The sequence below is a fragment of the bacterium genome (assembly GCA_016124905.1).
Classification (GTDB): Bacteria; Pseudomonadota; Alphaproteobacteria; order Rickettsiales; family RI-342; genus RI-342.
This window is the reverse complement of record WGMV01000016.1, coordinates 1-26,788: the sequence shown is the minus strand read 5'-3', so window position 1 is coordinate 26,788 and position 26,788 is coordinate 1. Positions and strand designations below refer to the sequence as shown.

Annotated in this window: 25 protein-coding genes and 1 pseudogene; 18 read left to right on the top strand and 8 right to left on the bottom strand. The window is 60.5% G+C overall.

Features of this window, described 5'->3' with window-relative positions; genetic code table 11:
• Positions 1-424 (bottom strand): acetolactate synthase 3 large subunit (locus GC177_05265; GenBank protein MBI1275364.1); only part of this gene is annotated, 424 nt, incomplete at its 3' end.
• A gap of 81 nt (positions 425-505) precedes the next feature.
• On the opposite strand from GC177_05265, the gene GC177_05260 reads away from it, so the two are divergent.
• Complete coding sequence (locus tag GC177_05260; GenBank protein MBI1275363.1) at positions 506-1,384, top strand: hypothetical protein; 879 nt, start codon at positions 506-508, stop codon at positions 1,382-1,384.
• On the opposite strand, the gene GC177_05255 is transcribed toward GC177_05260, so the two are convergent.
• Positions 1,335-1,901 (bottom strand): DNA-3-methyladenine glycosylase, encoded by a 567-nt coding sequence (locus GC177_05255; protein ID MBI1275362.1) that lies wholly within the window; start codon positions 1,899-1,901, stop codon positions 1,335-1,337. The two genes, GC177_05260 and GC177_05255, sit on opposite strands and share 50 nt — an antisense overlap.
• Positions 1,902-2,029: 128 nt before the next feature.
• Here GC177_05255 and GC177_05250 point away from each other — a divergent pair, with 128 nt between their 5' ends.
• Complete coding sequence (locus GC177_05250; GenBank protein MBI1275361.1) at positions 2,030-3,496, top strand: hypothetical protein; 1,467 nt, start codon at positions 2,030-2,032, stop codon at positions 3,494-3,496.
• 14 nt (positions 3,497-3,510) lie between these two features.
• Positions 3,511-5,697 carry an AAA family ATPase gene (locus GC177_05245; protein MBI1275360.1) on the top strand — a complete coding sequence of 729 codons (2,187 nt, stop codon included), beginning with the start codon at positions 3,511-3,513 and terminating at the stop codon, positions 5,695-5,697.
• A 590-nt stretch (positions 5,698-6,287) separates the two neighbouring features.
• Here GC177_05245 and GC177_05240 read toward each other — a convergent pair.
• Entirely contained in the window at positions 6,288-6,491 is a 204-nt protein-coding gene (locus tag GC177_05240) for a hypothetical protein (GenBank protein MBI1275359.1), read from the bottom strand.
• Between the two features lie 188 nt (positions 6,492-6,679).
• Between GC177_05240 and GC177_05235 the strand changes: the two genes are divergently transcribed.
• Together GC177_05235 and murA are read left to right on the top strand one after the other, a co-directional pair.
• Positions 6,680-7,258 carry a dCTP deaminase gene (locus GC177_05235; GenBank protein ID MBI1275358.1) on the top strand — a complete coding sequence of 193 codons (579 nt, stop codon included), beginning with the start codon at positions 6,680-6,682 and terminating at the stop codon, positions 7,256-7,258.
• Complete coding sequence (murA, locus tag GC177_05230; protein MBI1275357.1) at positions 7,259-8,539, top strand: UDP-N-acetylglucosamine 1-carboxyvinyltransferase; 1,281 nt, start codon at positions 7,259-7,261, stop codon at positions 8,537-8,539.
• Here the strand turns inward: murA and GC177_05225 are convergent.
• Entirely contained in the window at positions 8,536-9,336 is an 801-nt protein-coding gene (locus GC177_05225) for a thiazole synthase (protein ID MBI1275356.1), read from the bottom strand. The genes murA and GC177_05225 overlap by 4 nt on opposite strands.
• A 77-nt stretch (positions 9,337-9,413) precedes the next feature.
• Here GC177_05225 and GC177_05220 point away from each other — a divergent pair, with 77 nt between their 5' ends.
• The 5 genes from GC177_05220 to GC177_05200 all read left to right on the top strand — a co-directional run bounded on the left by GC177_05220 (position 9,414) and on the right by GC177_05200 (position 12,941).
• The gene (locus GC177_05220; GenBank protein ID MBI1275355.1) at positions 9,414-10,214 is read left to right on the top strand and encodes a metallophosphoesterase; all 801 of its coding nucleotides are present in this window, start codon (positions 9,414-9,416) and stop codon (positions 10,212-10,214) included.
• A gap of 27 nt (positions 10,215-10,241) precedes the next feature.
• The gene (locus GC177_05215) at positions 10,242-10,646 is read left to right on the top strand and encodes a hypothetical protein (protein ID MBI1275354.1); all 405 of its coding nucleotides are present in this window, start codon (positions 10,242-10,244) and stop codon (positions 10,644-10,646) included.
• Positions 10,647-10,711: 65 nt separating this feature from the next.
• The gene (locus tag GC177_05210) at positions 10,712-11,464 is read left to right on the top strand and encodes a YebC/PmpR family DNA-binding transcriptional regulator (GenBank protein ID MBI1275353.1); all 753 of its coding nucleotides are present in this window, start codon (positions 10,712-10,714) and stop codon (positions 11,462-11,464) included.
• A 68-nt stretch (positions 11,465-11,532) separates the two neighbouring features.
• A complete protein-coding gene (locus GC177_05205; protein MBI1275352.1) occupies positions 11,533-12,528 on the top strand; it encodes a hypothetical protein in 996 nt (331 codons plus the stop codon).
• A 14-nt stretch (positions 12,529-12,542) separates the two neighbouring features.
• Entirely contained in the window at positions 12,543-12,941 is a 399-nt protein-coding gene (locus GC177_05200; protein MBI1275351.1) for a hypothetical protein, read from the top strand.
• Here the strand turns inward: GC177_05200 and GC177_05195 are convergent.
• Positions 12,938-13,543: a trimeric intracellular cation channel family protein gene (locus GC177_05195; GenBank protein ID MBI1275350.1), complete on the bottom strand. Its 606-nt coding sequence runs from the start codon at positions 13,541-13,543 to the stop codon at positions 12,938-12,940. The two genes, GC177_05200 and GC177_05195, sit on opposite strands and share 4 nt — an antisense overlap.
• 159 nt (positions 13,544-13,702) lie before the next feature.
• Between GC177_05195 and ruvC the strand changes: the two genes are divergently transcribed.
• The 5 genes and pseudogenes from ruvC (at position 13,703) to GC177_05170 (ending at position 18,342) form a co-directional block, all read left to right on the top strand.
• Positions 13,703-14,227: a crossover junction endodeoxyribonuclease RuvC gene (ruvC, locus tag GC177_05190; protein MBI1275349.1), complete on the top strand. Its 525-nt coding sequence runs from the start codon at positions 13,703-13,705 to the stop codon at positions 14,225-14,227.
• 47 nt (positions 14,228-14,274) lie between these two features.
• The gene (locus tag GC177_05185) at positions 14,275-14,562 is read left to right on the top strand and encodes a ferrous iron transport protein A (protein ID MBI1275348.1); all 288 of its coding nucleotides are present in this window, start codon (positions 14,275-14,277) and stop codon (positions 14,560-14,562) included.
• A complete protein-coding gene (locus tag GC177_05180) occupies positions 14,563-16,452 on the top strand; it encodes a ferrous iron transporter B (protein MBI1275347.1) in 1,890 nt (629 codons plus the stop codon). It begins immediately after the preceding gene.
• 112 nt (positions 16,453-16,564) lie between these two features.
• The gene (locus GC177_05175; protein ID MBI1275346.1) at positions 16,565-16,981 is read left to right on the top strand and encodes a response regulator; all 417 of its coding nucleotides are present in this window, start codon (positions 16,565-16,567) and stop codon (positions 16,979-16,981) included.
• Positions 16,978-18,342 (top strand): annotated as a pseudogene (locus GC177_05170) (PleD family two-component system response regulator). The gene GC177_05175 and the pseudogene GC177_05170 overlap by 4 nt, the downstream one beginning before the upstream one ends.
• A gap of 1,818 nt (positions 18,343-20,160) precedes the next feature.
• On the opposite strand, the gene GC177_05165 reads toward GC177_05170, so the two are convergent.
• From GC177_05165 to GC177_05155, 3 genes are read right to left on the bottom strand one after another with little or no spacing between them, the layout of a single operon-like run.
• Entirely contained in the window at positions 20,161-20,604 is a 444-nt protein-coding gene (locus tag GC177_05165) for a hypothetical protein (protein MBI1275345.1), read from the bottom strand.
• Between the two features lies 1 nt (position 20,605).
• On the bottom strand, positions 20,606-21,577 hold the full coding sequence (locus GC177_05160) for a tyrosine recombinase (GenBank protein ID MBI1275344.1): 972 nt from the start codon (positions 21,575-21,577) through the stop codon (positions 20,606-20,608).
• On the bottom strand, positions 21,555-23,651 hold the full coding sequence (locus GC177_05155; GenBank protein ID MBI1275343.1) for a hypothetical protein: 2,097 nt from the start codon (positions 23,649-23,651) through the stop codon (positions 21,555-21,557). The genes GC177_05160 and GC177_05155 overlap by 23 nt, the downstream gene beginning before the upstream one ends.
• Before the next feature lie 254 nt (positions 23,652-23,905).
• Between GC177_05155 and GC177_05150 the strand changes: the two genes are divergently transcribed.
• The 3 genes from GC177_05150 to GC177_05140 form a co-directional block, all read left to right on the top strand.
• Positions 23,906-24,547: a shikimate kinase gene (locus tag GC177_05150; protein MBI1275342.1), complete on the top strand. Its 642-nt coding sequence runs from the start codon at positions 23,906-23,908 to the stop codon at positions 24,545-24,547.
• Positions 24,537-25,655 carry a 3-dehydroquinate synthase gene (locus GC177_05145; GenBank protein ID MBI1275341.1) on the top strand — a complete coding sequence of 373 codons (1,119 nt, stop codon included), beginning with the start codon at positions 24,537-24,539 and terminating at the stop codon, positions 25,653-25,655. The genes GC177_05150 and GC177_05145 overlap by 11 nt, the downstream gene beginning before the upstream one ends.
• Before the next feature lie 62 nt (positions 25,656-25,717).
• Positions 25,718-26,788 (top strand): hypothetical protein (locus GC177_05140; protein MBI1275340.1); only part of this gene is annotated, 1,071 nt, incomplete at its 3' end.

Genomic DNA, 26,788 nt, shown 5'->3' with positions numbered 1-26,788 from the left:
GCTTGGTGCAGGGCCTTGTGATGCCGGTAATATCGGCTTCCTGAAACGCATCATTGCCAATCAGGTGCGTCGGCACCTGCCCGGTCACACATAATAAAGGTATGGAATCCATCAACGCATCCATCAACCCCGTGATGGTATTGGTCGCCCCCGGGCCGGATGTCACCAGCACCGCGCCAAGCTTGCCGGTAGACCGCGCATAGCCTTCCGCCGCATGCACCGCCCCCTGCTCGTGTCGCACCAGGATGTGGCGCAACTGGTTCTGCTTGAACAGCGCGTCGTAAAGCGGCAGCACCGCCCCGCCGGGATAGCCGAAAATCACGTCCACCCCCTGATCCACCAGGGACCGGATCACGATTTCCGCGCCGCTGATCGGCTCGGCAATGGTCTGGGGTGCGTTATTTTTCTTTTCCGCGCGCGGCATTGGTTTCTCCTGGATGAAAGTAGCGAAATATAAAACTTTCTGGCTGAGAATGAAGCCATAAATCAAACAGGTGACATTAATATGTCGGTTTTCCGCCGCTTTATTGCCCTCGCGAGCACCGGTTTGCTGGCCGCCTGCGCCGCGCAGACACCCCAAGCCCCCACCCATGGTGAGCTGATCGCCAAAGCACGCAACTGGGTCGTCTATTACGACAAGGCCCTGCCGCCCGGCACCTTCAATGCCTACGACATCGTCGTGTTTGACGACGTCAAACATCCACGCCCGCTGGAAGTGCTGCGCAACCGTCCGCGCCTGATGCTCGGCTATGTCAGCTTCGGCGAAGCCGGCAGCACCCGGCCCTTCCCGGTCCACGAACAACCCGGCGTCAAGCTGGAACCAAACCCCTGGTGGGAAGGCAACATCATCCTCGACACCCGCCAGCCCGCCTGGCGCGATTTCCTCATCAAGGAACATATCCCCTCCATCCTGGCCCAGGGCTTTGACGGCATCATGATCGACACCGTCGAAAGCCCGCTCTATCTGGCAGGCAAGGACCCGGTGAAATACGCAGGCCTCAAACAATCCACCGTGGACCTCATCAAGGCCGTCCGCAAAGCCTTCCCTGGCATGGTCATCATGCTCAACCGCGGGTTCGACATTCTGCCCGAGGTCGCCCCGGATATCGACCTACTGCTGATGGAAAGCACCCTCGTCAGTCACGACCATAAAACCGGCGAAAGCAAATTCCTAAGCGCGGATGCCCACATGGATTACGTCGCCACCTTCAAGGCCGCCCAGGCAAGAAACCCCAAACTGCGCGCCCTCACGCTGGATTACTGGAACCCCGACGACACCAAAGGCGTGGCCAGGCTCTACCGCTTCCAGCGCGCCATGGGCAACGTCCCCTACGTCACGACGTCCGACCTGGGGCAGCATCACCCTGAACCTTCAACACCCTGATCGCTTCCGGTGTTGCAACCGCACGCCATAATTTATCCGTCGCCACGCGGATGCCGATGCGCGGCGTCATGGCAATCGGCAGATGCAGTCCCGTGCTTTCCACGGCAATGTCCCGCTCCCGTGTGATATCGCGCCCATAATCTTTCCCTGTAATGCCTAGCTCCCGGCACAGCACCCCCGGCCCCTTCAGATGGCTGGTTTTTAAACCATGTTCAGTTTCCAGCCATAACCCACGAATCAGAACCGCCGCTGGATAGCTTTCCGCCTCCGTAACGAAATTCAGGCACCAATACATGCCATAAATGAAATAGACATAAACCCGCCCCGGCGGGCCGAACATCGCCCGCGTGCGGTTGGTCAGCCCCCTGGCTGCGTGGCTCGCGGCATCATCCTGCCCGACATAAGCCTCCGTCTCCACAATGATCCCGTGCTGCGCCCCCCAGATAAGGCGGCAGCCGATCAACTCACACGCAACATCCAGTGTCGGGCGCGCAAAAAACCCTTCATCCAGCCTCATTCATGTTTCCTTAAGAAATAGGTGATTTTATGCGGGGTTTGGCTTGATTTATCCCTCATTTTCCCTCTATAGTGCAAACCATATCTTGTGGGGGCCCGCCGTCATGCTGGCGGGGGTATGAGGAAGAAATGGGGCAAAACTATCAGTTTCATGAGCATATCGGGGGCTTGATCGCCTTCAATAAACATGTGGATACGCTCACCATCCGCGCCGCCTCTCCCAACGATGTCACCATCACCAATTATGCGCGTGACCTGCTCGTGGCCACCAAGGAGGGCCGCGTCATCCTGCGCGGCATGCAGATCAGCGATCTGACGGCCCGCAACATCCAGTTCGCCCACACCTACCCCACCGTCGGCAAGGGCACGACCGTGCCTAAAAACATGGCGCCCATTCAGGCTCGCGCTGCACAGACAAGCCCCACGGTAAAACCCGCTGCCGCCGTCAGCGCCCCCACCCCACCGGCTGCGCCTCGCATGCCGAGTCTCCCGCAGCCCGTACGCAACCCGGCGGCCCAAACCATGGTGGAAGCCGCCAAAACAGCCACAGCGCCCCAACCGTTTGCCAATGGCGGCTGGCTTGGCAACCGCTGGCAGCCCAACCAGAAAATTCCCCCCGCCATGGAACGCCCGACGCCGCGCCTCAACGGCAGCGCTCCCATGCCACAACGCCCCACTCCGGCCGCGCCGCAGCCTGCCCTCACCCTGCCGCCCGCACCGGTGGCGCCAGAGCCCATTGCACAGGCTATCGCGCCCGTTCAAACCATGGCGAAATCGCCGAACCCGGAAATCATTCACGAGCGCCCGGCACCCAAAGCCTCTAACGTGACGGTAACCTCCACCGCTACCAGCCTGTTTGATTTTGCCCTGTCCCAACCGGCGGAAACCAGGTCCGAATCCGCCACGCTGACCACCACCAGCAAAACCGAGCGCACGCTCGGCAACCAGAAAAAAACGACCGACATTGTCCGTCTGACGGCTCCCGTGCCCCAAAGCGCCGCCAGCGATCCTTTCGCCCTGCCCAAATCCGATCAGGCAAGCTCCAACACGGTGGCAAGCCCCATTGCCACCACCAGCGCACCCAAACCGGAAGCCAAATTCGGCCCGCCCGCGAAGAACGGCCAGATGGTGTATGTTCCGCCGGAAACCATGCCGCCGGAAGCCGCCGCCCAGCCCAAACCCGTTCTTCAGGACACCCGCCCCACCCCGGCCTATATTCCGCCGGTGCAGGCACGTCCCGCCACCCAGCAGAAGGCCATGGCGCCGTCCCGCTCAATGGCACAGGCCGCCCCGCGCCCCATGCCGCAGGCCCCTGTTCAGCCCCCCGTCGCTCAGACACCCGTCGCTCAGGCAGCCCCATCAACAGCTCCTGCGGCCTCTACTCACAACCCCATGGCCTACGTACCGGCTCCTGCGGCGGAACCCCGCATCCGGGCGGCTGAACAGGCCGGCCGCTACTGGGAAGCCGCCGATCTCGTTTACGCAGAGGATGAAGAAACCCTCGTAACCCTGGACGCCCTCTCGGAAACCGGCGACGATCAGCGCCCTTCCAGCTTGGTGGCCTGGCCCTGGCGCACCGCGGGCCTCTGGTCGTGACGCTTTCAAGCGCCATGCCCTCCGCCGCCGATTCAGCATCCACCCCCTACCTGGCCAAGCTGAACGAGGCTCAGCGCGAAGCGGTCTTGACCACGGAAGGGCCATTGCTTGTTCTGGCCGGCGCGGGCACCGGTAAAACACGCGTGCTCACCAGCCGCATTGCGCACATTATCCGTCAGGGCATGGCTTCCCCGCATCAGATTCTCGCCGTCACCTTCACCAACAAGGCCGCGCGCGAAATGAAAGAACGGGTGGAGCAGATGCTCCACGGCATCCCCGGCGGCGCGGCGGGCATGTGGCTCGGCACCTTCCATAGCCTCGGTGCAAGAATTCTTCGTTCCCATGCCGACCGCCTCGGCCTCTCGCGGGATTTCACCATCCTCGACACCGATGACCAGCTCCGGCTGATCAAACAGCTCCTCAGCGAGCGCAACATCGACCCCAAGCGCACCCCGCCCACCATGGTGCTCAATGTCATCCAGTCATGGAAAGACAAAGGCCTGACCCCCGATAAAGTGGAGCAGGATGGCCATGGCACACGGGATATGGTCCTGCCGCTCTACCGCGCGTATCAGGAGCGGCTGCTCACGGTAAATGCCGTGGATTTCGGCGATCTGCTGCTTCACCCGTTGACGCTCTTCACCAAATATTCGGACGTGCTGTCCAGCTATGCCAATCGCTTCCATTATATTCTGGTGGATGAGTATCAGGATACCAACACCGTCCAGTATCTCTGGCTGCGCCTGCTAGCCATGAGCCATCGCAACATCTGCTGCGTGGGGGACGACGACCAGTCCATCTACAGCTGGCGCGGAGCCGAAGTTGCCAATATCCTCGGCTTTCAGAAGGATTTTCCCGGCGCCCACGTCATCCGGCTGGAGGAGAATTACCGCTCCACCCCCCACATCCTGGCTGTCGCCTCGCACCTGATTTCCTATAACAAGGACCGCCTCGGCAAAACGCTGCGCACCCCGCTGGAATCCGGCGACAAACCCATCATCCGCAGCTTCCCCGACGACCGGGAGGAAGCCCGCGCCATTGGCGAATCCATCCATACGCTCAACCGCCAGGGCGATATGCTGGACCAGATGGCCATCCTCGTCCGCGCAGGTTTTCAGACCCGCCCGTTCGAAGAAGCCTTCATCGCCATGAGCATCCCCTACCGCGTCGTCGGCGGCATGCGTTTTTACGAGCGCAAGGAAATCCGCGACATGATCGCCTACCTGCGCTGGCTGGTGCAGCCGCATGACGAGCTTGCCCTCAGCCGCCTGATGATGGTGCCCAAACGCGGCATCGGCGAAACCACTCTCGAGAAACTGGTCATCCATGCCCACAGCGCCAACATCAGCCTGTGGGATACATTCCGCCAGCAACAGGAAATGGGCGGCCTGAAAGGCAAGGCCAAGGAAGCCGCGGCCGAACTCATTCGCCAGCACGCCAGCTGGAACGAGCGGCGCGAACAACATGTCAGCCCCTCGCAAACCCTGCTGATGCTGATGGAGGAAAGCGGCTACCAGTCCATGCTCCAGGCCGAGCAGACGCAGGAAGCCGAAGGACGCCTTGAAAACTTACGCGAAATGGTCCGCGCCATGGACGAGTTCGAGAGCATCACCCAGTTTCTCGAACATGTCAGCCTCGTAGCCGATCGTGATTTCGACAATAACGACGAGCCCATGGCCATGATCATGACCATGCATACCGCCAAAGGGCTCGAATTCGATACGGTATTCCTCCCCGGCTGGGAGGAAGGCCTCTTCCCCCACCAGCGCGCCATGGACGAACAAGGCCTCAAAGGCTTGGAGGAAGAACGCCGCCTGGCCTATGTCGGCATCACTCGCGCCCGCAAGCGCCTGGCCATTTCCCATGCCAGCACCCGCCGCGTGCATGGCCAGTGGCAAAGCTGCATTCCGTCGCGCTTTTTGTCGGAGCTCCCATCCGAACATCTCGACCAGCCGGACCAGTTCAGCGCCCGCCGCACCTTGAAAGAACAGGTGGATGATATTCTGAACAGCGTTCGCCAGCGCTCGGCCGAACCCCGCCAAACGTCAAAACCCGCCGATGGCTTTCATGTCGGCGCCAAGGTAAAGCATACCAGTTTCGGCACCGGCCGCATTCTGGCTTTCAAGGAAGACCGGCTTCAGATCGTCTTTGAACAGGCAGGCATCAAAACCATCCTGAAGGATTTCGTTACGCTGGCCTGATCCGCCTATAAATCCGACCAGTTGGCCCAGCCATCGGGGTTTTCTTTCTGGCTCTGCTGGCTGAAGGAAAGATACAAACGCTCATATTCAGCCGACGCCATATCGTGATGCGCATAGGATGAACAGGCGGTAACCAGCCCTATCAGGCCCAACAGCACGATATTCCTGAATATACGCATATGCCATGCTCCTGTGTTTTTTCACAGAACCACGCTGGCAGCTTTGCCATTTATTTACAGTAATATTGATGGAAAGCGGCGTAACATCGGCATAAAAACGCCCTCGGAACAATCTAGCGCGGCTTTAGAACCGTCCAATCCACCCAAGCAAAGGACTCGTCCTGAAAACGGCCATTCTCCACCGAGGCATAAAGCCCGGCATAATCCCGCTTATCCTGGAAGGAAAGCTCGGCCTGCTTGGAGGTCCCGCAGGCCGAAGCCGACGCCATTAAACCAGCTGAAATAATAATCTTAAAAATGGCTGTCCGCATGGGCTCACTCAATGAATGAACTACCTCTATCTTCCCGGCACCCATCCATGTAGTGCATACCCACCATTGGCCCTATGCAGCAAATGCATGAATGGCCGGGCTAATCCCGCTTGGGCATGGGCAGCTTGTCCACCCAGTCAAAGGATTCATCCTCATATCCATGATGGCTGATAGAGGCATACAAATGCTGATAACGCGCATCCGTATCCGCCATGGCCAGCGTCATGGACCGGGCGGAATGGTCGGCACAGGCGCCTAACAACAGGCTTAATGCCACAATCATCAGGGGTTTTACGCAATTCATTGCATCACTCCTCGCTCGTGATGCCTGGTTTTACCCTTTCATTGCCATCCATGTAGCGCATGCTTTCGCACCAAGCCATGCACCCCACGCATAAATAGCCGCAAAATTGAGGTCTTCGGCGGTTCCCGACTTGTGCCTGCCCCGCCATTCGTTATGCTATATTAACCATCGCTACAGGATTCTGCTCAATGCCCATCATGCCCGACCACTGGATTCGCGAACAGGCCAAGCAAAAAGGCATGATCGAGCCATTTGTGGAGAATCTGAAGCGCGAAGGGGTCATTTCCTACGGCCTGTCTTCCTACGGCTACGATGCCCGGGTGGCCGATGAGTTCAAGATTTTCACCAATGTTGATTCCGCCGTGGTCGACCCCAAGGATTTCTCCGACAAAAGCTTCGTCGACCGCCAGACGGACGTCTGCATCATCCCCCCCAACAGCTTCGCCCTTGCCCGCACGGTGGAATATTTCCGCATCCCGCGCGACGTACTCGTGGTTTGCCTCGGCAAATCCACCTATGCCCGTTGCGGCATCATCGTCAACGTCACCCCGCTGGAACCGGAATGGGAAGGCCACGTGACGCTGGAATTCTCCAACACCACGCCGCTTCCGGCAAAAATATATGCCAACGAGGGCGCCTGCCAGTTTCTGTTCCTCCAGGGCGAGAGCATGTGTGAAACCTCCTATGCCGACCGCAAGGGAAAATACCTCGGCCAGATGGGCGTCACCCTGCCCCGCGTGGAGAAAAAGGCGGAAAAGGTTGCATAGATGGACAGGCTTCTGATCACCGGCGGTCGCCGCCTCAGCGGCGAAGTGGAACTGAGCGGCGCGAAAAATGCGGCTCTCCCCCTCATGGCCGCCTGCCTCCTTAGCAAGGAACCGCTGACACTCACCCATGTCCCGCACCTGGCCGATGTCGCCTCGCTAGTAGGCCTGCTCGCGCATCTGGGCGTATCGGTTCATATGGATGGTCAGGGCGTTCGTGGCCATACCGGCCACCGGCTGATGCTCAACGCCGCCACCATCTCCAGCCATGAAGCCCCATACGAACTGGTACGCAAAATGCGCGCCTCCGTCCTCGTGCTCGGCCCGCTGGTCGCCCATCATGGCGAGGCCATTGTCTCCCTCCCCGGCGGCTGCGCCATTGGCACCCGCCCCATCGATCTTCACCTTATGGCGCTGGAAGCCATGGGCGCGGAAATCGAACTGAAAGAAGGCTACATCCACGCCCGCCGCCCCGGTAAACGCCTTAAAGGCGCGGATATCCATTTCGACAAGGTCTCCGTCGGCGCTACCGAAAACGCCCTGATGGCTGCCAGCCTTGCCGACGGCACTACCCGCCTGCGCAATGCCGCGCGGGAGCCGGAAATCACCGATCTCGCCAACTGCCTGAACGCCATGGGCGCCAGAATATCCGGTATCGGCAGCGATTGCCTTGTCATCGAAGGCGTCGAGAATCTCCACAAGGCCGAACATGTCGTCCTGCCGGACCGCATTGAACTCGGCAGCTTCATCGTCGCTGCGGGCATCACCGGCGGCGAGGCGCTGATCCATGGAGGCAGCCTCGAACTGCTCGGCAGCGTGGCCGACAAACTCCGCGCCGCCAACATGACGTTGCAAGAGGAAGAAAACGCGCTTCACGTCAAAGCCGACAGCCCCATCCGCTCGGTGGATGTCGACACCCATCCCTACCCCGAATTCGCCACCGATATGCAGGCCCAGTTCATGACCCTCATGTGCCTGGCCGATGGCGTATCCACCATCCGCGAAACTATTTTTGAAAACCGCTTCATGCATGTGCCGGAGCTCACCCGCATGGGTGCCAACATCAAGCTGAACGGCAACATCGCCCTCATCCAGGGTGTTGAGAAACTCAGCGCCGCCAACGTCATGGCCACCGACCTCCGCGCCTCCATGAGCCTCATCCTCGCCGCGCTTGCCGCCGAAGGCGAAACCCCCATCCACCGCGTCTACCATCTTGACCGCGGCTACGAACGCATCGAGGAAAAACTCGGCAAACTCGGCGCCGACATCCGCCGCGCTAACTAGAGCTTACCCGCCGCCGGGCTGCTCGCACTCGCATATTTACGGCTCGGCATACGCCCGCTCAAATAGCCCATGCGCCCGGCTTCCACCGCCAGCTTCATGGCTTTTGCCATCAATATCGGGTCGCCCGCCTCGGCAATGGCCGTGTTCATCAGCACGCCCGCGCAGCCCATTTCCATCACTTCTGCCGCGTGCGAGGGCACGCCTACGCCCGCATCCACCAGCACCGGCACCTTCGACTGCTCCAGAATGAATTCGATATTCAGCTTGTTCTGCATCCCAAGACCGGAACCGATGGGTGCAGCCAGCGGCATGATGGCGCAGCAGCCCAGGTCTTCCAGTTTCTTGGCGATGATGGGATCGTCCGTGGTGTAGGCCATCACATCGAACCCCTCCTTCACCAGTACCTCCGCTGCTTTCAGCGTCTCCACCATATCCGGGTAAAGCGTTTTCTGATCGCCGATCACTTCCAGCTTCACCAGCTTCCAGTCCCCTGCCTCACGCGCCAGACGCAAGGTGCGCACAGCGTCATCGGCCGTGTAGCAGCCCGCCGTATTGGGCAAAAACGTGTAGCGCTTCGGGTCCAGATAATCCTGAAGGTTCGGCTCGCCTGCCTTGGTCAGGTTCACCCGGCGCACCGCCACGGTCACGATATCCGCGCCGCTCGCCTCGATCGCGGCCTTGGTTTCCACGAAATCCTTATATTTCCCGGTGCCCACCAGCAGACGCGAGGAGAATTTCCGTCCGGCCACTTCAAAACCATCATCTGCCGCTGCGTTGAATTTCAGTGCCGCACCCATCACAATCTCCATGCCTCTTAGCCATTTCTATGTTAACCATTATGGCGAAAACAAAGGTTCTGCAAGGTTTGTAACGCATGAAAATACTGACCGCCGGGGATGTCGTCGGCCGCCGCGGACGCGAAGCGGTGCTGGAATGGGTGCCGAAACTCCGCGCCGAACATAAGCTCGATTGCGTCATCGTGAACGTGGACAACGCTAGCGGCGGCTTCGGCGTCACACCTAAGGAATGCGACGATTTCTTCGCCGCCGGTTGCGACATCCTCACCGGTGGCGACCATGTGTGGGACCAGAAGGACCTGCGCCCCTACCTCAACAGCCAGCCCAAACTCCTGCGCCCTCTTAACTACCCCGACGGCACTCCCGGCCGCGGCGAATATTTGCTGACGCTCCCCAATGGCAAAAAGGTGCTGGTTCTCCACGCCCTCGGCCAGGTCTTCCTCCAGGATTATCTGGATTCTCCCTTCGATGCGCTGGAAACCGCCCTGCAAAAACACCGCCTCGGCAACAGTGCCCAGGCCATCATCGTGGATTTCCATGCCGAAGCCACGTCCGAGAAAATGGCCATGGGCCACTTCCTCGACGGCCGTGTCTCCGCCGTCGTCGGCGGCCACACCCACGTCCCCACCGCCGATGCCACTATCCTGAAAGGTGGCACCGCCTACCAGACCGACCTCGGCATGTGCGGCGATTACGATTCCGTCATCGGCTTTCGCAAGGACGAACCCCTGCAGATGTTCACCAGAAAAATGCGGAAAGTCCGCATGGAGCCCGCCATGGGCCGGGGCACCTTTTGCGGCGCCATCATCGAAACCGACGACAAAACCGGTCTGGCGAAATCCATCCTGTCATTAAAGCTTCAAACAACCGTGGTGTAACGGCTTCCTTATTTTAAGGAACCTGACATGACCGACCCCCGCGACACCTTCATTCAAACCGTCATCAACGAACTCAGCGCCATTGCTCGCGGGCTTAATTATCCGGATGAAACATCAACCATCCCGGCGGAACAGCGCAAATACCCGGGTCTGAATGTTATTGAAAACAAAGGCGGCGTAATACGCCTAAGCTTTGCAGACGACCAAATCGATATCGGCCCTAAACTGCGCGATCTTTTATTGGCCAATGAAATCACTGCGGAATTGGTCGGCGGTGAAATCGCTTCGCCCAAAGAATATGGTGCGTTTGATTTGATTATAGATGTCATGAACGCTGCAAATTCCTGCTATTCCTCCACCCTGGTGGATCAGGCCCTGCACGAGCTGCATGCCGCACAGGAAGCCCGCGTCGGTCACGCCCTCTGCGCCTAATATTTGCCAAGCTTCCCTACGGATGGTAAAGCCTGTGACACCAAATTCACAGCGCAGAGGCACCCATGGCAGGTCATAGCCAGTTCAAGAACATCATGCACCGCAAAGGCAAACAGGATGCCGTGCGCGGAAAAATCTTCACCAAAGTCGGACGCGAGATTGTGATCTCCGTCAAAACCGGCTCGCCGGACCCCGCCTCCAACCCGCGCCTGCGCAACGCCATCATTGCGGCGCGTGAGGCCAACATGCCCAAGGACCGCATCGAGGCCGCTATCAAAAAAGCCGCCAGCGCCAGCGATGCCGAGAATTACGACGAGATCCGCTACGAAGGCTACGGCCCCGGCGGCGTGGCCGTGCTGGTGATGGCCGCCACCGACAACCGCAACCGCACCGCGCCGGATGTACGCGCGGCCTTCGCGAAGGTCGGCGGCAATATGGGCGAGACGGGCAGCGTCGGCTTCATGTTCAAGCATGTCGGCCTGGTGACCTATCCCATCGCCAAAGGCAGCGAAGATGCCATGATGGAAGCCGCCATCGAGGCCGGCGCGGACAATTGCGAAGCCGCGGGCGAAATCTACGAATTCACCTGCGCGGTGGAAGACCTCGCCTCCGTGCGCGATGCGCTGATCGCCAAACTCGGCGAACCGAGCGGCGCCAAGCTCACCTTCCAGCCGGTCACCATGGCTCCGGTGAATGACGAGGAAACCGCGCAGAAACTGATGAAGATGATCGACATCCTCGAAGACCTCGACGATGTTCAGGAAGTCATCACCAACGCCGACATCCCCGACCAGATCGCCGCCAAGCTGGCCGCCTGAAGTTATTGTCACAAATCCGTAACAATGCCTGCCTACCACTGACTTAATATATAAAACAGGGTGGTATTATGACGGGTAGTAGGGTTGTGCCGGTAACGGTCACGGAATGCTTTGCCGCGAACAGTCGCGACATCTACAGCAAACTGTACGATTTGATTTATCCACGCATTGATAACGCGCGGGGCAATGGCGGTGAATTCGACCAGCTCGCCGAAGCGATGGGATGCGAAACCCACCGGATCTACAACCCGCTGATCGGATTATACAATCGCTCCGGCACGGCGTTGCCCTTCACCTTGTTGGTCGAGCTTCTGGAAGCGCTGCAACACCTGAAACCGTTTGATGCGGATGACCGCGCAACAATCAACCATATCGGCAAATTGACCGGCTACGGTGAGGCGGCGCTTACGCTGGTGGCAAGCCGTGCCGGAACCGAAACACCCTTCTCGGACGCATACCGCCGGACGGAAGAAACCCTCGCATCCACATCAACGGACGCCTGCGATGCGCTGATCGCCTTTTTCCAGGAGGCCGTCGAATCCCGCTTTGAATCCCTTTCCAAACTGAACACGGCACTGGGATATTCAGACGGACAGCGCCTGTCCTTAGGCGTCAGCCTGCTGCAGAAAGAGGATGAAGGCAGCCACCCATCCTACATGCGCCTGCTCCGGATGATCGAGGTGCTTGAGGCCGTTCGTCCGTTCGATGAGGCGGAATGGTGCACGCTTGAAGCATTATTACCCACCCTCGATCTGCCTTTGCACGCATGGTTCGGCTACAACCTGGAACACCTCACTGTTGCCGAGCTTCTCAAGGACGATCATCCTACCCAGCTGGCGGAAGGGCTGCTGTGCTGGGCGGCCAATCTGGATAATTTCCACCCCGACCTGCTCCTTATGTCCAAGGTCAAGGAAGGACTTCCCTTAAACACGCAGGAAGCCTTCCGTCTCTATTCCGGCCTGCGCGATGCGCTGGAGGAAAAAGGCATGTCGCCCCCCGACGACACGCTGTTCTTTGAACTGGCGGGCGGGTACGCGCCGCCTCCCGCCGTCCTGGTCGCCTGATCGCGGGAACGGACATGGCCGATATCACCATCACCCACCGTGAATACGATACGCTGATCCGGGTGGAGGATTACGCACTGCCCGACGAAGGGGAATTGAAATGGCTTGACCTAAACAACCCGGTCACACATCCGGATCAGGTTCTTACGCGCGCCATCACCGAGGCCATGCAGGCCATTCGCATCACCGCCTATCATGTCGACAGCCAGCCTGACGTCAGGGGGTTTGAATTAAGACTGGCCGGGGATGATGGCATCGATGCCTTCTTCACCATCGGCGCGCGCTGGGGGCTTTTCGATGAAGCCGCCATTGAGGCCGCCACGCACGTCAACCTTTTGGATGCTGAGAATCGCCTCAGCAGCCTCTCTGAGGATACGGAAACCTGGCTGGAAAAATTGACGCAAGACCTCTAAAACCCCGGCAGCCCCCATTTGCGGCTGTAGGCCACCAGCCGCAGAATAAGCCCCCCGGCAAAAATAGCAGGCAGGCTGATGGCCTGCGGCAGGCCGAGTACTTCGCTCGTCAATATCGCCATCGCCACCAGCATGGCCACAATGCCATAAAACCCGGTGGAAAGCAGCGCGGGCACCTCATTCACCAGCACATCCCGCAAAATACCACCTCCCACGGCAGTAATAAAAGCCAGCGCCACCACGCCAAACGGGCTCAATTCATGATCGATCCCCACCAGTGCGCCGGTAATGGCAAAGGCCACCAGCCCCACCGCGTCCGACAGCACAAAATACCAGCGCTCCTCCACCTTGGTGCGTTCATGCAGCTTTAGCAGTTTCACCACCACCATGGCCCCCAGCACCAGATAGATCGGGCGCATATCCAGCAACAACCTGGGTGGAACATTCACCAGCAGATCGCGAATTACTCCGCCGCCATTGGCAGCAAGCAACGCCACAATCGCAATCCCCACCACATCCAGCTTACGTCGCGCTCCCGCCATCACCCCGCTGATGGCAAACGCCACGCTCCCCACCAGCGACGCCACCGCAAACCCGTCCATAATCCTTGCCCTTATGATCAATGTTGCCCAAGATAGCGGGAGCGTTGCTCCCGCACCCTCATCAGGAGGCTAGCCTCCTGAACCTCCCATTTCATTCCCATACCCCTGCAAGCAGGGGTATGGGAATGAAAATCGGGGTCTTAGGGGACCAGTCCCCTAATGGGGTTTGGGGCAAAGCCCCAATATGTAGGAGCAGGAATGATACGGATTTTGGGCGTTGATCCTGGGTTGCAGCGCACCGGCTGGGGCATGGTGGAGGTTGAGGGCAACCGCCTGCGATACATTGCCTGCGGGGTGATTACGTCCAAAGCCGACTGGGCACTGGCGGACCGGCTGAAAGTGTTGCATGACGGCCTGTTGCAGGTGGTAGCGCTTCACAAACCGTGTGAAGCCGCCATTGAGGAAACCTTTGTCACCGCCAACGGCGTATCCACGCTCAAACTGGGCCAGGCACGCGGAACGGCGTTGGTAACCTTAGCCATCGCAGGCCTTCCGGTGGCGGAATATGCCGCCACGCAGGTCAAAAAATCCATCGTCGGGGCCGGGCGGGCGGAAAAAAGCCAGGTCGCCTTCATGGTTTCACGTCTGTTGCCGGGTGCCGATGTGAAACAGGCCGATGCCACGGATGCCCTGGCCATTGCCATCACCCACCATTCCCACCGCATGACCTACAAACGCACCTGATTTTGCAATTCAGTTGCAAAATAGCCCTATTGGACTATGTAGGGCATATGACAAAACTATGCTGCCTGCCCAAGGGTCAGAAGGCCCGCATCACCAAACTCTGCACGGCCACCCATCCGCATGAGGATCTGGAACGCCGGATGGTGGAATTCGGCCTTCATGAAGATGCGGAAATCGAGGTGTTGCACACCGGTTCCGGTGGTCATGGCCCCATCGCAGTCCGCGTGAATGAGATGGTGGTTGCGCTTCGCCGCACCGAGGCGGGCTGCGTGACGGTAGAGCCCCTCGCGGCTCATCAGGGCCAGGCATACCAAGGCCAGCCAGTGGCGGCATAAATGGCCGCACCATCCGCCATTCCCACCGCTGTCATCGCCGTTGTCGGCGCGCCCAATTGCGGCAAAACCGCCCTGTTCAACCGTTTCACCGGCAGCCGCCATAAAGTTGCCAACTATCCCGGCGTGACCGTGGAGCACAAGGAAGGCCGCCTGAAGCTTCCATCCGGCGCATCGGCCTTGCTGATCGACCTTCCCGGCACCTACAGCCTCCGCGCCCGCAGCGCCGATGAAGCCATCACGCGCGATGTTCTGCTGGGCGAGCAACCGGGCGCGCCCAAACCCACCGCCATCCTCTGCGTGGTGGATGCCAATAATTTGCGCCTTCACCTCCGCCTGGTGCTGGAAGCCAAAAAGCTCGGCCTGCCCATCGTGGTGGCCCTTAACATGGTCGACATCGCCGAACGCCGGGGCCTGAAACTCGATGTAGGGAAACTGGAAGCCGAACTGGGCGTCCCGGTTATTGAAACCGTCGCCGTCCGCCAGCTCGGCCTGGATAAAGTGAAAGCCGCGCTGGAAGCGCAAATCCTCAACATGCCCGGTTCCGCCGCCGATTGGTCCCTGCCCGATGCCAACGCCATCCGTTCCCTGAATAAGCACATTGCTTCCATTCTGAAAAAAGTCACCCTCAAAGAGCCGGAAATCCCCACGCGCCATGGCATCGACCGGGTGCTGCTGCATCCGGTATGGGGCATTCTCTGTTTACTGCTGATGCTGTTAGTGATGTTCCAGTCGGTCTTTGCCTGGGCCACGCCGGTGATGGATGCCATCGATGCCGCCATGCTCGCCCTGGCGGCCCATGCCAAAACACTTATCCCGGAAACCATCTGGAACGGCGCCCTGCAGGGCCTGGTGGTGGACGGCGTCATCGCGGGCGTCGGCAGCGTCGTCATTTTCCTGCCGCAGATCATGATTCTCTATCTCTTCATTCTGCTGATGGAGAGCACGGGATACATGGCCCGCGCGGCTTTCTTGCTGGACCGCGCCATGGGCGGCGTCGGCCTGCACGGAAAAAGCTTCATCCCGCTTTTGTCCGGCTTCGCCTGCGCCATTCCGGCCATCATGGCCACCCGCGTCATCGAACACCCGCGCGACCGGCTCGCCACCATCATGATCATCCCGCTCATGACCTGTTCGGCACGCCTGCCCGTTTACACGCTGCTGATCGCGGCGTTCATCCCCGAGCGTCACGTATATGGCTTCATCAACCTTCAAGGCCTGGTGATGTTCACCCTTTATGCCGTAGCCATCGTCACCGGCCTGGCCGTAGCCTGGGTCTTCAAGCATTTCATGCTGGGCAAGGTGACGGAGCCCTTCCTGATGGAACTCCCCGCCTATCAGGTACCCGACATCCAAAACCTGCTCATCGGCCTGTGGGAACGTGCCGTCATCTTCCTTCAGCGCGCCGGTACCACCATTTTCATGCTGATGATCGTGATTTGGGTCACGGTTAATTATCCCAAACCTCCCGCCGACGCTCCCGTGAGCGCCAATGCCATGGAATACAGCATCGCCGGGCATATCGGCCACGCGATGGAGCCGGTCTTTCGCCCGCTCGGCTTCAACTGGCAAATGGTGGTGGCCCTGGTTCCCGGCATCGCCGCGCGGGAGGTGGCCGTCGGCGCGCTCGGCACCGTTTATGCCGTGCAGGACCAGGACGAGACCAAAATGGAACAAAGCCTGCGCGATCGCCTGGCCGCCAACTGGACACTGCCCATGGCCCTCTCTTTCCTCACCTGGTATATTTTTGCGCCCCAGTGCCTTTCCACCATCGCCATTGCGCGGCGGGAACTGGGCAGCCGCTTCTGGACCAGCGTCATGGTCGGCTATCTTTTCGCGCTGGCCTGGCTGGCCGCCTGTGCTGTTTTCCAGCTCAGCACGGCGCTGTTATAACGGAAACGCACGCGCCGGCGGCAAGCTGGGCGAACCGCACAAACACCCCGCGCCATAAAAGGATTATTAAGCAATTTCGGATTTAGTGTGGAGTGTACCAAAGGGCACACTCATGGCTAAAATCCTGATTGTTGAAGATAACGAATTGAATGCCAAGCTCTTCCGCGATCTGCTGGAAGCGCACGGGCATGAAACCGTCGCCACGCGTGACGGGCTTAACGCCGTGGAACTGGCCCACCGTGTCCTGCCGGATCTGATTTTGATGGATATCCAGCTGCCCGAGATTTCCGGCCTGGATGTCACCCGCAACATGAAAGCCGATGCGGTGCTGAAATCCATCCCCATCATCGCCGTCACGGCCTTCGCCATGAAGGATGACGAAGCCAAGATTCTTGCCTGCGGCTGCGAAGGCTACATCGCCAAACCCATTTCGATTGTCCCTTTCATGGAAGTGGTGGAAGGCTTTCTGCGCGACAGCAAACCGGCCAGCTCCCCCAAAAAACGCGCCGGTCATGAGGTGCACCCATGACCGCGCTCATCCTCGTCGTTGACGATCTGGAACCGAACGTAAAACTGCTCGAAGCCAAGCTGGCGGCGGAATATTACGACATCATCTCGGCGTCGGACGGCTACAAGGCCATCGAGATGGCCAAACAGCACAGCCCGGATCTCATCCTGCTGGACGTGATGATGCCCGGTATGGACGGTTTCACCGCCTGCCGTCAGTTAAAATCCATGCCGGAGACGGCGCATATTCCCGTCGTGATGGTCACCGCCCTCTCCGAACCGTCCGACCGCGTTCAGGGCCTTCAATCCGGCGCGGATGATTTCCTCACCAAACCGATCAACGATGTGCAGCTGCTGGCGCGCGTACGCTCGCTGCTCCGCATGAAACAACTGATCGACGAACTCCGCCTGCGCGGCCAGACCTCTTCCGAAATCGGCGAAGTCACCGGCATCAATCTGGCCGAACTCGGCAACATCCACGGCGCCAGCGTGCTGCTGGTGGATGACGATGTGGTGGAAGGCCGCAACATCATCGCACGCCTTGAGGCCGAAGGGCTTAAAGTCACCCAGGCGCAAAGCGGGGCCGACGCCATCCAACTCGCCAACCAGGCTCCGTTTGACCTTACCCTGGTCAGCACCCAGCTGATGGATTCCGACGGCCTGCGCCTCTGCTCGCAATTCCGCAGTCAGGAGGTCACGCGCCATATTCCGCAAATCATCATGGTGGACGAGCACGACACCAAGCACCTTGTCAAAGGGCTTGAGATGGGCGTGAACGATTACCTCATGAGCCCCGTGGACGTGAGCGAGATGGCCTGCCGCGTGCGCACCAACATTCGCCGAAAGAAATATCAGGACGCGCTGAAATCCAGCTATCAGCAAACCGTCACCATGGCCATCAAGGACAACCTTACCGGCGTCTATAACCGGCATTACCTTGAAGCCCATATGAAGAACCTGGCGGTCACATCGCTGGATAAGTCCAAGCCCCTCTCCGCCCTGATGATGGACATGGACTATTTCAAATCCGTCAATGACGGCTTCGGTCACGATGTGGGCGATGAGATTCTCCGCCAGCTGGCAGGCCGCATCGGCGCGCAGCTTCGCGCGTCCGACATGGTCGCCCGTTTCGGCGGCGAGGAATTCGTCGTGGTACTGCCCGGCGCGCCGCTGCACATCGCGCGCGAAGTGGCGGAGCGCATCCGCGTCGCGGTGGAAAGCACCCCTTTCATCATCAGTCACCCGCAGGGCCAGCTTTACAAAACCGTCTCCATCGGCGCCTCCATGCTGGAACATTATGCCGGCTCACCCGATGGGCTGGTGGACGAACTGATCAAAGGTGCGGATGAAGCGCTCTACAAAGCCAAGCATGACGGCCGCAACCGCGTGATCGTCGCGGGCCTGCCGGAAGATCAGCAGCCCGCGCCCGGAGCCTCCCCCGTACCGTCTCAACCCGGCGCGCTCCCGTCCGCGCCAGCGCCGACCGCCGCTGCACCGGCTCCGCTTCCTCCCGCCATGGCCCCGGCCGTCGCCTTGCCCTTGGAGCCTGCGCCCAGCATCCTGCCGCCTGCAGCTCCCGCGCTCGAACCATTACCCCCCGAACCCCAGGCTTTTGTTTTACCGGAACCTGCTTTCACCGCGCCCGCACCCACCATCCTGCCAGCAGCACAGGAAGCCCCGACCCCATCCTCCCCGGCTTTTGCGGCGCCGGAACCCGCTCCTGCCATAGTCGAGCCGGCCCTCCAGGAATCTACGCCCGCCTTCACCGCGCCCGCGCCCACTATTCTGCCACCCGTAGCATCGGGCCCAGAGCCCCTTGCTCCAGCCGCGCCGCCAATGGCGTCGCCCATCACTCCGGTTGACACGCCTGAGCCGATTACGCCTTTTGCAGCGGCAGCCACTACGGAGGTTACACCGGCGATAATCCACCCATTTGGCGACATGCCCGCTGCCGCACCTATGCCGCCGGTGGCCGCCGCTCCCAATCCTTTCGCCGATATGCCCGTTCCCGCACCCGCGGCGGTCGAATCCATCACGCCGCCAATCATTGAGCAAACGGAAGCCATGCCCCCACTTTCCCCATTCGCAGCTCCCGTTCTTCAGGAAAACCCACCTTCTTTCACCGTGGAGCCGGTCGTGCCCGTCGCCCCGCCGCAATCCGCCATCGCCGCACCGCAAACCAGCACGCCCGAACCGGTGGCCGCTCCCAATCCTTTCGCCGATATGCCCCCCTCCGTTCTGTCATTCGGAACCACGGAACCCGCTCCTGCCATGCCCACCCCCACCATCCTGCCACCTGTAACACCCACGCCGGAACCGCTGGCCCCGGCCGCGCCCGCCTTTACCGCACCTGCACCTACCATCCTGCCGACCACGGTTCCAACGCCCGAGCCCGCGGCGGCGGCACCGGATGCACCGCCCGCAACCCCATCCTTCGGCTTCGCTTCTCCCTTCGGCATGGCCGACCAGACACCCGCCACGCCCGAACCGGCAATGCCGCCCCCTGCCCCTCCCACACCACCAATGATGCAGGAACCAGCACAGGCTTTTGCGCCGCCATCCGCCTTCAATCAGGCGTTCGCTCCACCCAGCGGGATGATGCCCCCGCCTTCTCCGGCACCCTCGGCTATGGAACCGGGCTTGAGCGCACAGGATGTGGCAAGCCTGATGGCCCCGCCCGCACAGTCGCATGAGCCTTTCAGCCCGCCATCCCCACCGCCCGCCGCAGCCTTTGCCGCACCGGCATTCTCTTCGCCTCCCGTTCCTGCATTCACCCCGGGTGAACCGCCCGCCATTCCGCCCAATCCGTTTGGTGCCATGCCACCGGCACCGCCGCCCATGCAAACATACGACGCGCCGCCACCCCCCTCACCGGCCGTCACGATGGACCCTGTCAGCGTCTCCATCCCCGCCATTGTTGAGGAAGAGCCCAAACAGCGCCTGGTCTCCCTGCGCCCCAGGGCTGCCAAACCCATGGGCAGCAAACCGGCAGTCGGCGGCGGGGGAATCGGCGAAGCCCTCAGCTCGTTTTTGCCCTTCCTCAAAAAGAAAAAACCCGCCGACTCGTCAGGAAATGAGGAGGCAGATACCAGCGGCGGTAATTTCGATTACACGCGCATCAACCAGCCCCGTCAGCCGGAGTCGGATGCCGCGACCAGCCCTCCGGGCGGCAGCCGCAAAAATTTTGGCGAGGGCTGGTAATTAACGCTTACGGCGCTGGTCCTTGCCGTAACTTCCCTTGCCCGTGCCCGTGCCCGTGGATGGCGCAGGCCCGACAGTATCCGCGCTGGTTTTAACGCCGCCTCCGACGCCTGCCATGGCCAGAGCCTGCGCGGCACGGCGCACGGCATCATCCGCCAGCAGGTGAAAAATCTTCAGCTTCTCATCCTTCTTCGCCGATACCAGCTGGTCGATTTTCTCACCAAACTGGGCGCGTTCCTGCGGCGTGAGCTGCAGAAAGAATTCTTCATAGAATTTCTCCACGCTGCCCCATATCGCCTCAATCGCTTGCGCCAGCACATCCCGGTTGCTGGCGGATTCCAGAAGATGCTCGCGAATGTAATTGGCTAGCTTCTCCGCCTCTCCCTCAATGCCCTTTTCCCCCACCTGTTTGATGGGTTTGTCGCCCTGTTTCTTCGGTGCCATGCTAGTTATCCTCCTGTCGCGCAAGCGGATGATGATCCCTCACCAGCTGCTGCAACCGTTCTGAGCGTATCCTGGTATAGATTTGCGTGGTGCTGATATCCTCATGCCCCAGCAGCTGTTGCACCGTGCGCAAATCCACGCCGCGCTCCAGCAGGTGCGATGCAAAGGCATGGCGCATTACGTGCGGGGATACGCGATCGGGGTCAATGTTGGCGGTCAGGGCGAGCTCTTTCAATTGCTGCCCCACGCGTTGCCGTGTCAGATGCTCCTTACCGGAACAGAACAGCCAGGGTGATTTATCCGCCACGTTCGAGAAATGCTCCCGAAGCGGCATATATTCCTCCACCGCGGCCACGGCAGCGGCATGCAAGGGTACCAGCCGTTCCTTATTGCCTTTGCCCTGAATGCGCAGCGCCGTCACCACGCCGCGCCCATTCTGAATGCTCTCCCGCTGAAACTGCTGCAGCCTGAGCGTTACCAGCTCCGTCACGCGTAACCCGCTTGCATAGAGAAGCTCCAGCAATGCCGCCAGACGGATGCCTTCCGGCCCGCCCTTTTCATAAGCCGCCGCAAGCAGCGCATCCACCTCCTCCACACCGAGGCTTTTGGGCAGCGGGCGCTGAATCTTCGGCCCTTCCACTTCCATGGCTGGGTTATCCTTGCGCCAGCCCTCCTCATAGGCGAATGCAAAAAACTGCCGCAGGCTGGATCGCTTGCGCGACTGGGTACTGGGCGCCATGCCGCTATCTGCCAGGCTGGCAAGAAACTGGCGAATATCACCCTCGCTCACCTCGTCCACCGGCGCAAATTTGATGCTGCTGAAAAAATCGCGAATATCGCGCAGATAGGCCTCCAGCGTATGGCCGCTGGCGCCACGTTCCGCCGCCAGCATACGGCTGAACTCCTCCAACGCCTCCCCTATCGCGGCGGAACCAGCCTCTGCTTCGCCGTCATTTTTTGCTTGTTCCGACATCGGTGCTGGGAAGAGAAATCGTGGGTACACTAACCTTAGGTGCGGTTTTAGCGGGTGTTTTTTTCACTGGCGGCGCTGGCGTCGCGGCTGGTGGGGTCTTTTTGATTTTCTTGCGCGGTTTTTTCACCGGCGCCGTCGCCTCTTCAGCCTGCGCAGGCGCTGACGGTTCCACCGCGGTGGCGGCTGGCGCGGGTGAGGGTTCAACGGCGGCAGGCTTTGGCGGTGGCGCATGTTTTTCGCCGGGGATGGACGTCACCACCAGCTTATCCGCGTTCATCTGCCCCATCAGCTCCTGCATCAGCAATTCCTGGGTGATCTGCAGCGCCTCATGGCGAAAATTCTGCTGCACCAGCGCCTGAATCAGGGTGGCGGCGTCCATGTCGCTCAGGCGCGTTTGCCCGGCGGCCATCTGCACCGCCATGATCAGCACCTCACCGCGCTTGTTCGCCGTCGCCGCCTGGCGGATCATCTGCCCTTGAACGCTAAGTGCGCCCCGGTTCTGCGCGGGCACCACCTGCCAGTAATTCTCGGGAAGCTTCATGCCAAGCGCCTCCAGCATCAGGCCGCCCCGAACCCAGAACGCCTCCTGCCGGTAATCGCTCATATCGATCGCCACCGGCGTACCGGCGGGAACAGCCTGCTGCTCATCCGCCAGCGGCATCAATGCCGTCAGCAGCGCCTCCCACACCGGCACGGCCTGCACCACGGGCTTATCTCCCATGCTGGCCGCATCCAGCCACAAACGCGCATCGGCAAAATGACGTTCCGCAAACAGCACGGAGAACGCATCCGGCGCAAAAGCCGCAAAAGGGTGTTTTCGGAAAATCGCACGGGAAAGATCACGCACAGTATTGCCATAAAGCCCGGTGGCCACACGCATCATGCCCATCTCGTGATAATGCGCAAACACGGCCGACATGGCCGCCACACTGTCTTCCACCGTATATAGCCGCGACAATGCGCGAAACCACTGCGCACGCCGCCACGCGCTTTTTTCTGCATTATCGCCCGGTTTGATGGTCAGCTCCTGCTCGGAGAAGGGCACCTGCTGATAAAGCGCCTGCAGCGCCAGCGCATCAAAATGCCCGGTGGCCAGCGCCATCTCACCAGCCTGAAGCCGCGTTTCCCACGGCAGGTTGGAATGCGTCGCCATCAGGCGATAAAGCTTGCCGGCCTCTGGCGTCAGGCCGCCCGCCTGAACATGGTCATCCTCAGCCGCGGGCCAGGCTGCCAGCATGCCAAGCTCCACCGCACCCAGATGCGGAAATACCATATGCTGCGGCACCGGAGATGGCGCGGGCTCTTCCGCCGCATTCGCATCCATCGTCTCGGGCGCTGCCTCCCTGGCCATACTGATCACCAGCCGCTGCAGCCATTCCGGCACGGGCTGTCCCTGCTCCTTCATCAACGCCACCGTGCGCAGCGCCCCGTCGAAATCCTTCCGCACCCCCTGGCAGAACAGCCTTGCCTGCTGCCAGAACACGTCCTGCAGCGCGCTTGCCGTGTCCACCACGCCGCAGGCCCGTTCAAAATCCTGCTGATAAAGGAATGTGCGGAAATGTGCCTCGAACCAGTAGCCGTCGCGCCCGTTTTTGGGGATGGCCGGCAACAGGCGCTCCAGTTCGTCGAATGCTTCCAGCGAAATCAGCCGGTTCAGCCGCGCCTGTTGAATGGCCTGGGCAATGGACGGATCGGCGGCGGCATCGGCGGGCAGGCCCGTTGGCGTCAGCAACAGCCGCACAATGATGTCGCGCAGCGCAGGGCTTTGCACATTGGCGGGCAGGCTTTCATAAAGCTGGCGCATGCGCACGGCCTGGCTGTTCTGCCACAGGTCGGCGCTGAAGCCGCCTTCTTTTTGGCTCAACACACCAACGGTTGCGCTGGGAAGCTGGGTAACGGGCAGCACCTTGATGCCCGGCTGCGCCGGGACGGTGGAAGACGCCTCGCGCACGGTAATAGCGGGAGCCGGAGCCACGGCGGCTTGGGCAAAAACCGTCTCTGCCGTCAGCAGGCCCGTCATCAGCAGGGATGACGCTACCAGCACCGTCGCTAGCCGGAAACCTGACTGGGTCACTTCAGATGCTCTGCCGGGTCCAGGTTGATCTCGATGGGCTGGGGCTGGGGCGCCGGGGTAGTTGCGCTCCAATAGGCCGCCACGGCAACGGAAAGCACCAGCAATCCGCCCACCAGTACAAGGGCCGCCAGCACCAGTTTATGCATGGAACCTTTTCCGCCGGAATATGAACGTCGTGCGCCAATCATTGTCTTACCTCGAAAAGCTGGGTATTTACCTTATTGGAGCTATTCCATACTACTTTTGTCGTAACGATGCCATACCCTTCCAGCCCATCTCAACGCCGTCACCACAAGCCGCAGGACAAGCCGCGCGTGAGCCTGCTGCGCCCTGTGGTGCTGGTGGGCATGATGGGCGCGGGCAAAAGCACGGTCGGCATCCGCCTTGCCCGCGCGCTGCGCGTTCCCTTCACCGACATGGACCACGCCATTGAAGAAGCCACCGGTTTTTCCATCAGCGATATTTTCGCCAGTTACGGCGAGCCCACCTTCCGCGAGCTGGAAATGAAAACCGCCGAATACCTTCTCAGCAAGCCGCCCCACATCATCGCCAGCGGCGGCGGCGCCTTCGCGCAGGACCATATACGCGAGCTGATGAACCGCGAGGCCGTCACCCTCTGGCTGGCCGCCCCCATCGATGTGCTGGTGGAGCGTGTTTCCCGCCGCGACACCCGCCCCCTGTTGCAGACGGGCGACAAAGGCGAGATATTGAAAGACCTGATGCGCAAGCGCGAGCCTTATTACCGCGAGGCTCAACTCGCCGTGGACAGCGACACCGGCCCACATGAAACGGTGGTGGAACGCATCCTCCGCACGCTTCAAGAAAATACGCCCGATGCCCTTAGCGGCAATGTGGAGGGGTTGATCGCCAGCCTGGAGGCCAAACATGGCGGATAATACGGAATCCCTGGTGAAGGTGAACGTCGCCCCCGCCTACGACATCCATATCGGGCCGGGAATCCTGACCCAATGCCCCGCATGGATGGAAACATCCCTCGGCTACAAACCGACCCGCGCCTTTCTGATTGCCGATCCGGCCGTCAGCACGCATGCCTCCGCGCTGGAAGCATCGCTGCAACAGGCGGGCATCCAGGTGCTTACCCTGTGGGTGGAAGGCGGCGAATCCTCCAAAATTTTCTCCCGGCTTGAACAATTGCTGGACGCCATGCTGGCAACCCGGCCCGACCGGCGAACCCCCGTCATCGCCCTTGGCGGCGGCGTGATCGGCGACATGGCCGCCCTTTGCGCAAGTCTTCTGCTGCGCGGCGTGCCGATGATCCAGTGCCCCACCACCCTGCTTGCCCAGGTGGATAGCTCCGTGGGCGGCAAAACGGCGGTCAACAGCCCGCATGGTAAAAACCTCATTGGCACCTTCTACCAGCCCAGCCTGGTACTGGCCGACACACACACGCTTTCTTCCCTGCCCGAACGCCAGATGCTCGCGGGCTATGCCGAAATCGTGAAATACGGCCTGCTTGGCGATGCGGAGTTCTTCGCCTGGCTGGAACGGCACGGGGCCGATGTGCTGGCGCGCAACCCGGACGCCCTGGCATACGCTATCACCCATGCCTGCCGGATGAAAGCCGACATCGTCGCGCGCGACCCGCATGAGAAGAAAGAGCGCATGCTTCTCAACCTCGGCCATACATTCGGGCATGCGCTGGAAAAAGCCTTCGATTATGATGGCCGCCTGCTGCATGGCGAGGCGGTTGCCCTGGGCATGCATGCCGCCGCCCACTATTCCGTGCGCCATCATGGCCTTCCGGAAACCGATGCCGCACGCATCACCGCCCACTACCGCCAAACTGGCCTTCCCCTCACATGCCCTCACCTGCCCGAAACCATCAACGCCGCCTGGCTGACAGAGGCCATGAAGGGCGACAAAAAGGCCGATAACCAGACCATCACCCTCATCGTACTGGAATCCATCGGCAAGGCCGCCATCGTTACACAGGCACCCGAATCCGCCATACGTCAATGCTGGCAGGAACTCGGCTTCGCCTGAGCGTCACGATTCTGTCACCACATCATCACAGAGCGGTCATAACGCCGTGGCAATAACACCGCATGGACCTACACCAGCTCAACCACATCGCACCACCCCCAAACCCCGTGCAGGCCGAACTTGCCGCACGCGGGATGGATCTGACGGGTTTTATTCGCGAACGCGATGAGACCTGGCGCCAGATCCGTGAGCAGCTTGCCCAAAAGCCGCTGCTGGAGCATATCCGAACCCTGCTGGAGAATCTGGGCATTCACCTTGGCAAAACGCCGGATGAACCGCGGGATAAGCTGACCGGCCTCTACGGCGCCCTTGAACCGCTGATGATCGAAACCATCCTGGCCTATGCCGAAGGCATGGCGCTTTATGGCCTGCTGGATACGGGCAACCGAGCGCTTGGGCTTAAACCGGGGCATATCATGGGTTTGCGGCAGGCTGCCACAGCCAGCTGCACCCGCCGAATGGCCGATGCGCTGGTGGAAGCCATCATCGTTCCCGCATTCAAAACCCATCTTGCCGGGTTGCCAGAAGATACGCCGGAAACGCTGCAATCTTTCGCTCATGCCATTTACACGCCAACGCCCGATGCCGACCAGATCGAGCTGCTGCGCGAACTCGAAAAACCGGTTCAGGAAGCCATGACCCGCTGCATGCGCACCATGAAAACCGTGGTGGACATTACACACGCCCTTCTCGGCGGTGACAGCACGGCCGAGAACCGCTACGTCTACCCGATGCTGCAAAGCATGAGCATAGGCGAAAGAAATTTTCTGGGCGTGCTCAACGCCAGCCTGAACGAACGCTTGTTCACCCCGGCTGAAAAGGCCTATGACCCTCTCCACCTCCTTCCCTGGCTGCTGGATGGACTCATTCCGCCGCTCGAAACCGCCGCCATCCTGCAATGCCCTGCTTCGGTGGGCGATGAGCATACCACCCGGTCCGTCCTTGCTCATATCCACCCGCATATCCAGCCCGATGACGAAGAAGAGCGCGACAGCGCAATCATCCGGCACGGACGCCAGGCCCTGCTGGAAGCGCGGCACATTCAGCAACTGCAAACGGACACGGCGATGTCATCAAGCTGCACCCCTGCCTGGGCGGAACAAGCGGAGACCCTTCTGGCAGAACGCCTCCTG

Coding starts and splice junctions, on each gene's coding strand:
- GC177_05260 (MBI1275363.1), top strand. CDS start 506: ATGTCGGTTTTCCGCCGCTTTATTGCCCTCGCGAGCACCGGTTTGCTG.
- GC177_05255 (MBI1275362.1), bottom strand. CDS start 1,901: ATGAGGCTGGATGAAGGGTTTTTTGCGCGCCCGACACTGGATGTTGCG.
- GC177_05250 (MBI1275361.1), top strand. CDS start 2,030: ATGGGGCAAAACTATCAGTTTCATGAGCATATCGGGGGCTTGATCGCC.
- GC177_05245 (MBI1275360.1), top strand. CDS start 3,511: ATGCCCTCCGCCGCCGATTCAGCATCCACCCCCTACCTGGCCAAGCTG.
- GC177_05240 (MBI1275359.1), bottom strand. CDS start 6,491: ATGAATTGCGTAAAACCCCTGATGATTGTGGCATTAAGCCTGTTGTTA.
- GC177_05235 (MBI1275358.1), top strand. CDS start 6,680: ATGCCCATCATGCCCGACCACTGGATTCGCGAACAGGCCAAGCAAAAA.
- murA (MBI1275357.1), top strand. CDS start 7,259: ATGGACAGGCTTCTGATCACCGGCGGTCGCCGCCTCAGCGGCGAAGTG.
- GC177_05225 (MBI1275356.1), bottom strand. CDS start 9,336: ATGGGTGCGGCACTGAAATTCAACGCAGCGGCAGATGATGGTTTTGAA.
- GC177_05220 (MBI1275355.1), top strand. CDS start 9,414: ATGAAAATACTGACCGCCGGGGATGTCGTCGGCCGCCGCGGACGCGAA.
- GC177_05215 (MBI1275354.1), top strand. CDS start 10,242: ATGACCGACCCCCGCGACACCTTCATTCAAACCGTCATCAACGAACTC.
- GC177_05210 (MBI1275353.1), top strand. CDS start 10,712: ATGGCAGGTCATAGCCAGTTCAAGAACATCATGCACCGCAAAGGCAAA.
- GC177_05205 (MBI1275352.1), top strand. CDS start 11,533: ATGACGGGTAGTAGGGTTGTGCCGGTAACGGTCACGGAATGCTTTGCC.
- GC177_05200 (MBI1275351.1), top strand. CDS start 12,543: ATGGCCGATATCACCATCACCCACCGTGAATACGATACGCTGATCCGG.
- GC177_05195 (MBI1275350.1), bottom strand. CDS start 13,543: ATGGACGGGTTTGCGGTGGCGTCGCTGGTGGGGAGCGTGGCGTTTGCC.
- ruvC (MBI1275349.1), top strand. CDS start 13,703: ATGGGGTTTGGGGCAAAGCCCCAATATGTAGGAGCAGGAATGATACGG.
- GC177_05185 (MBI1275348.1), top strand. CDS start 14,275: ATGACAAAACTATGCTGCCTGCCCAAGGGTCAGAAGGCCCGCATCACC.
- GC177_05180 (MBI1275347.1), top strand. CDS start 14,563: ATGGCCGCACCATCCGCCATTCCCACCGCTGTCATCGCCGTTGTCGGC.
- GC177_05175 (MBI1275346.1), top strand. CDS start 16,565: ATGGCTAAAATCCTGATTGTTGAAGATAACGAATTGAATGCCAAGCTC.
- GC177_05165 (MBI1275345.1), bottom strand. CDS start 20,604: ATGGCACCGAAGAAACAGGGCGACAAACCCATCAAACAGGTGGGGGAA.
- GC177_05160 (MBI1275344.1), bottom strand. CDS start 21,577: ATGTCGGAACAAGCAAAAAATGACGGCGAAGCAGAGGCTGGTTCCGCC.
- GC177_05150 (MBI1275342.1), top strand. CDS start 23,906: ATGCCATACCCTTCCAGCCCATCTCAACGCCGTCACCACAAGCCGCAG.
- GC177_05145 (MBI1275341.1), top strand. CDS start 24,537: ATGGCGGATAATACGGAATCCCTGGTGAAGGTGAACGTCGCCCCCGCC.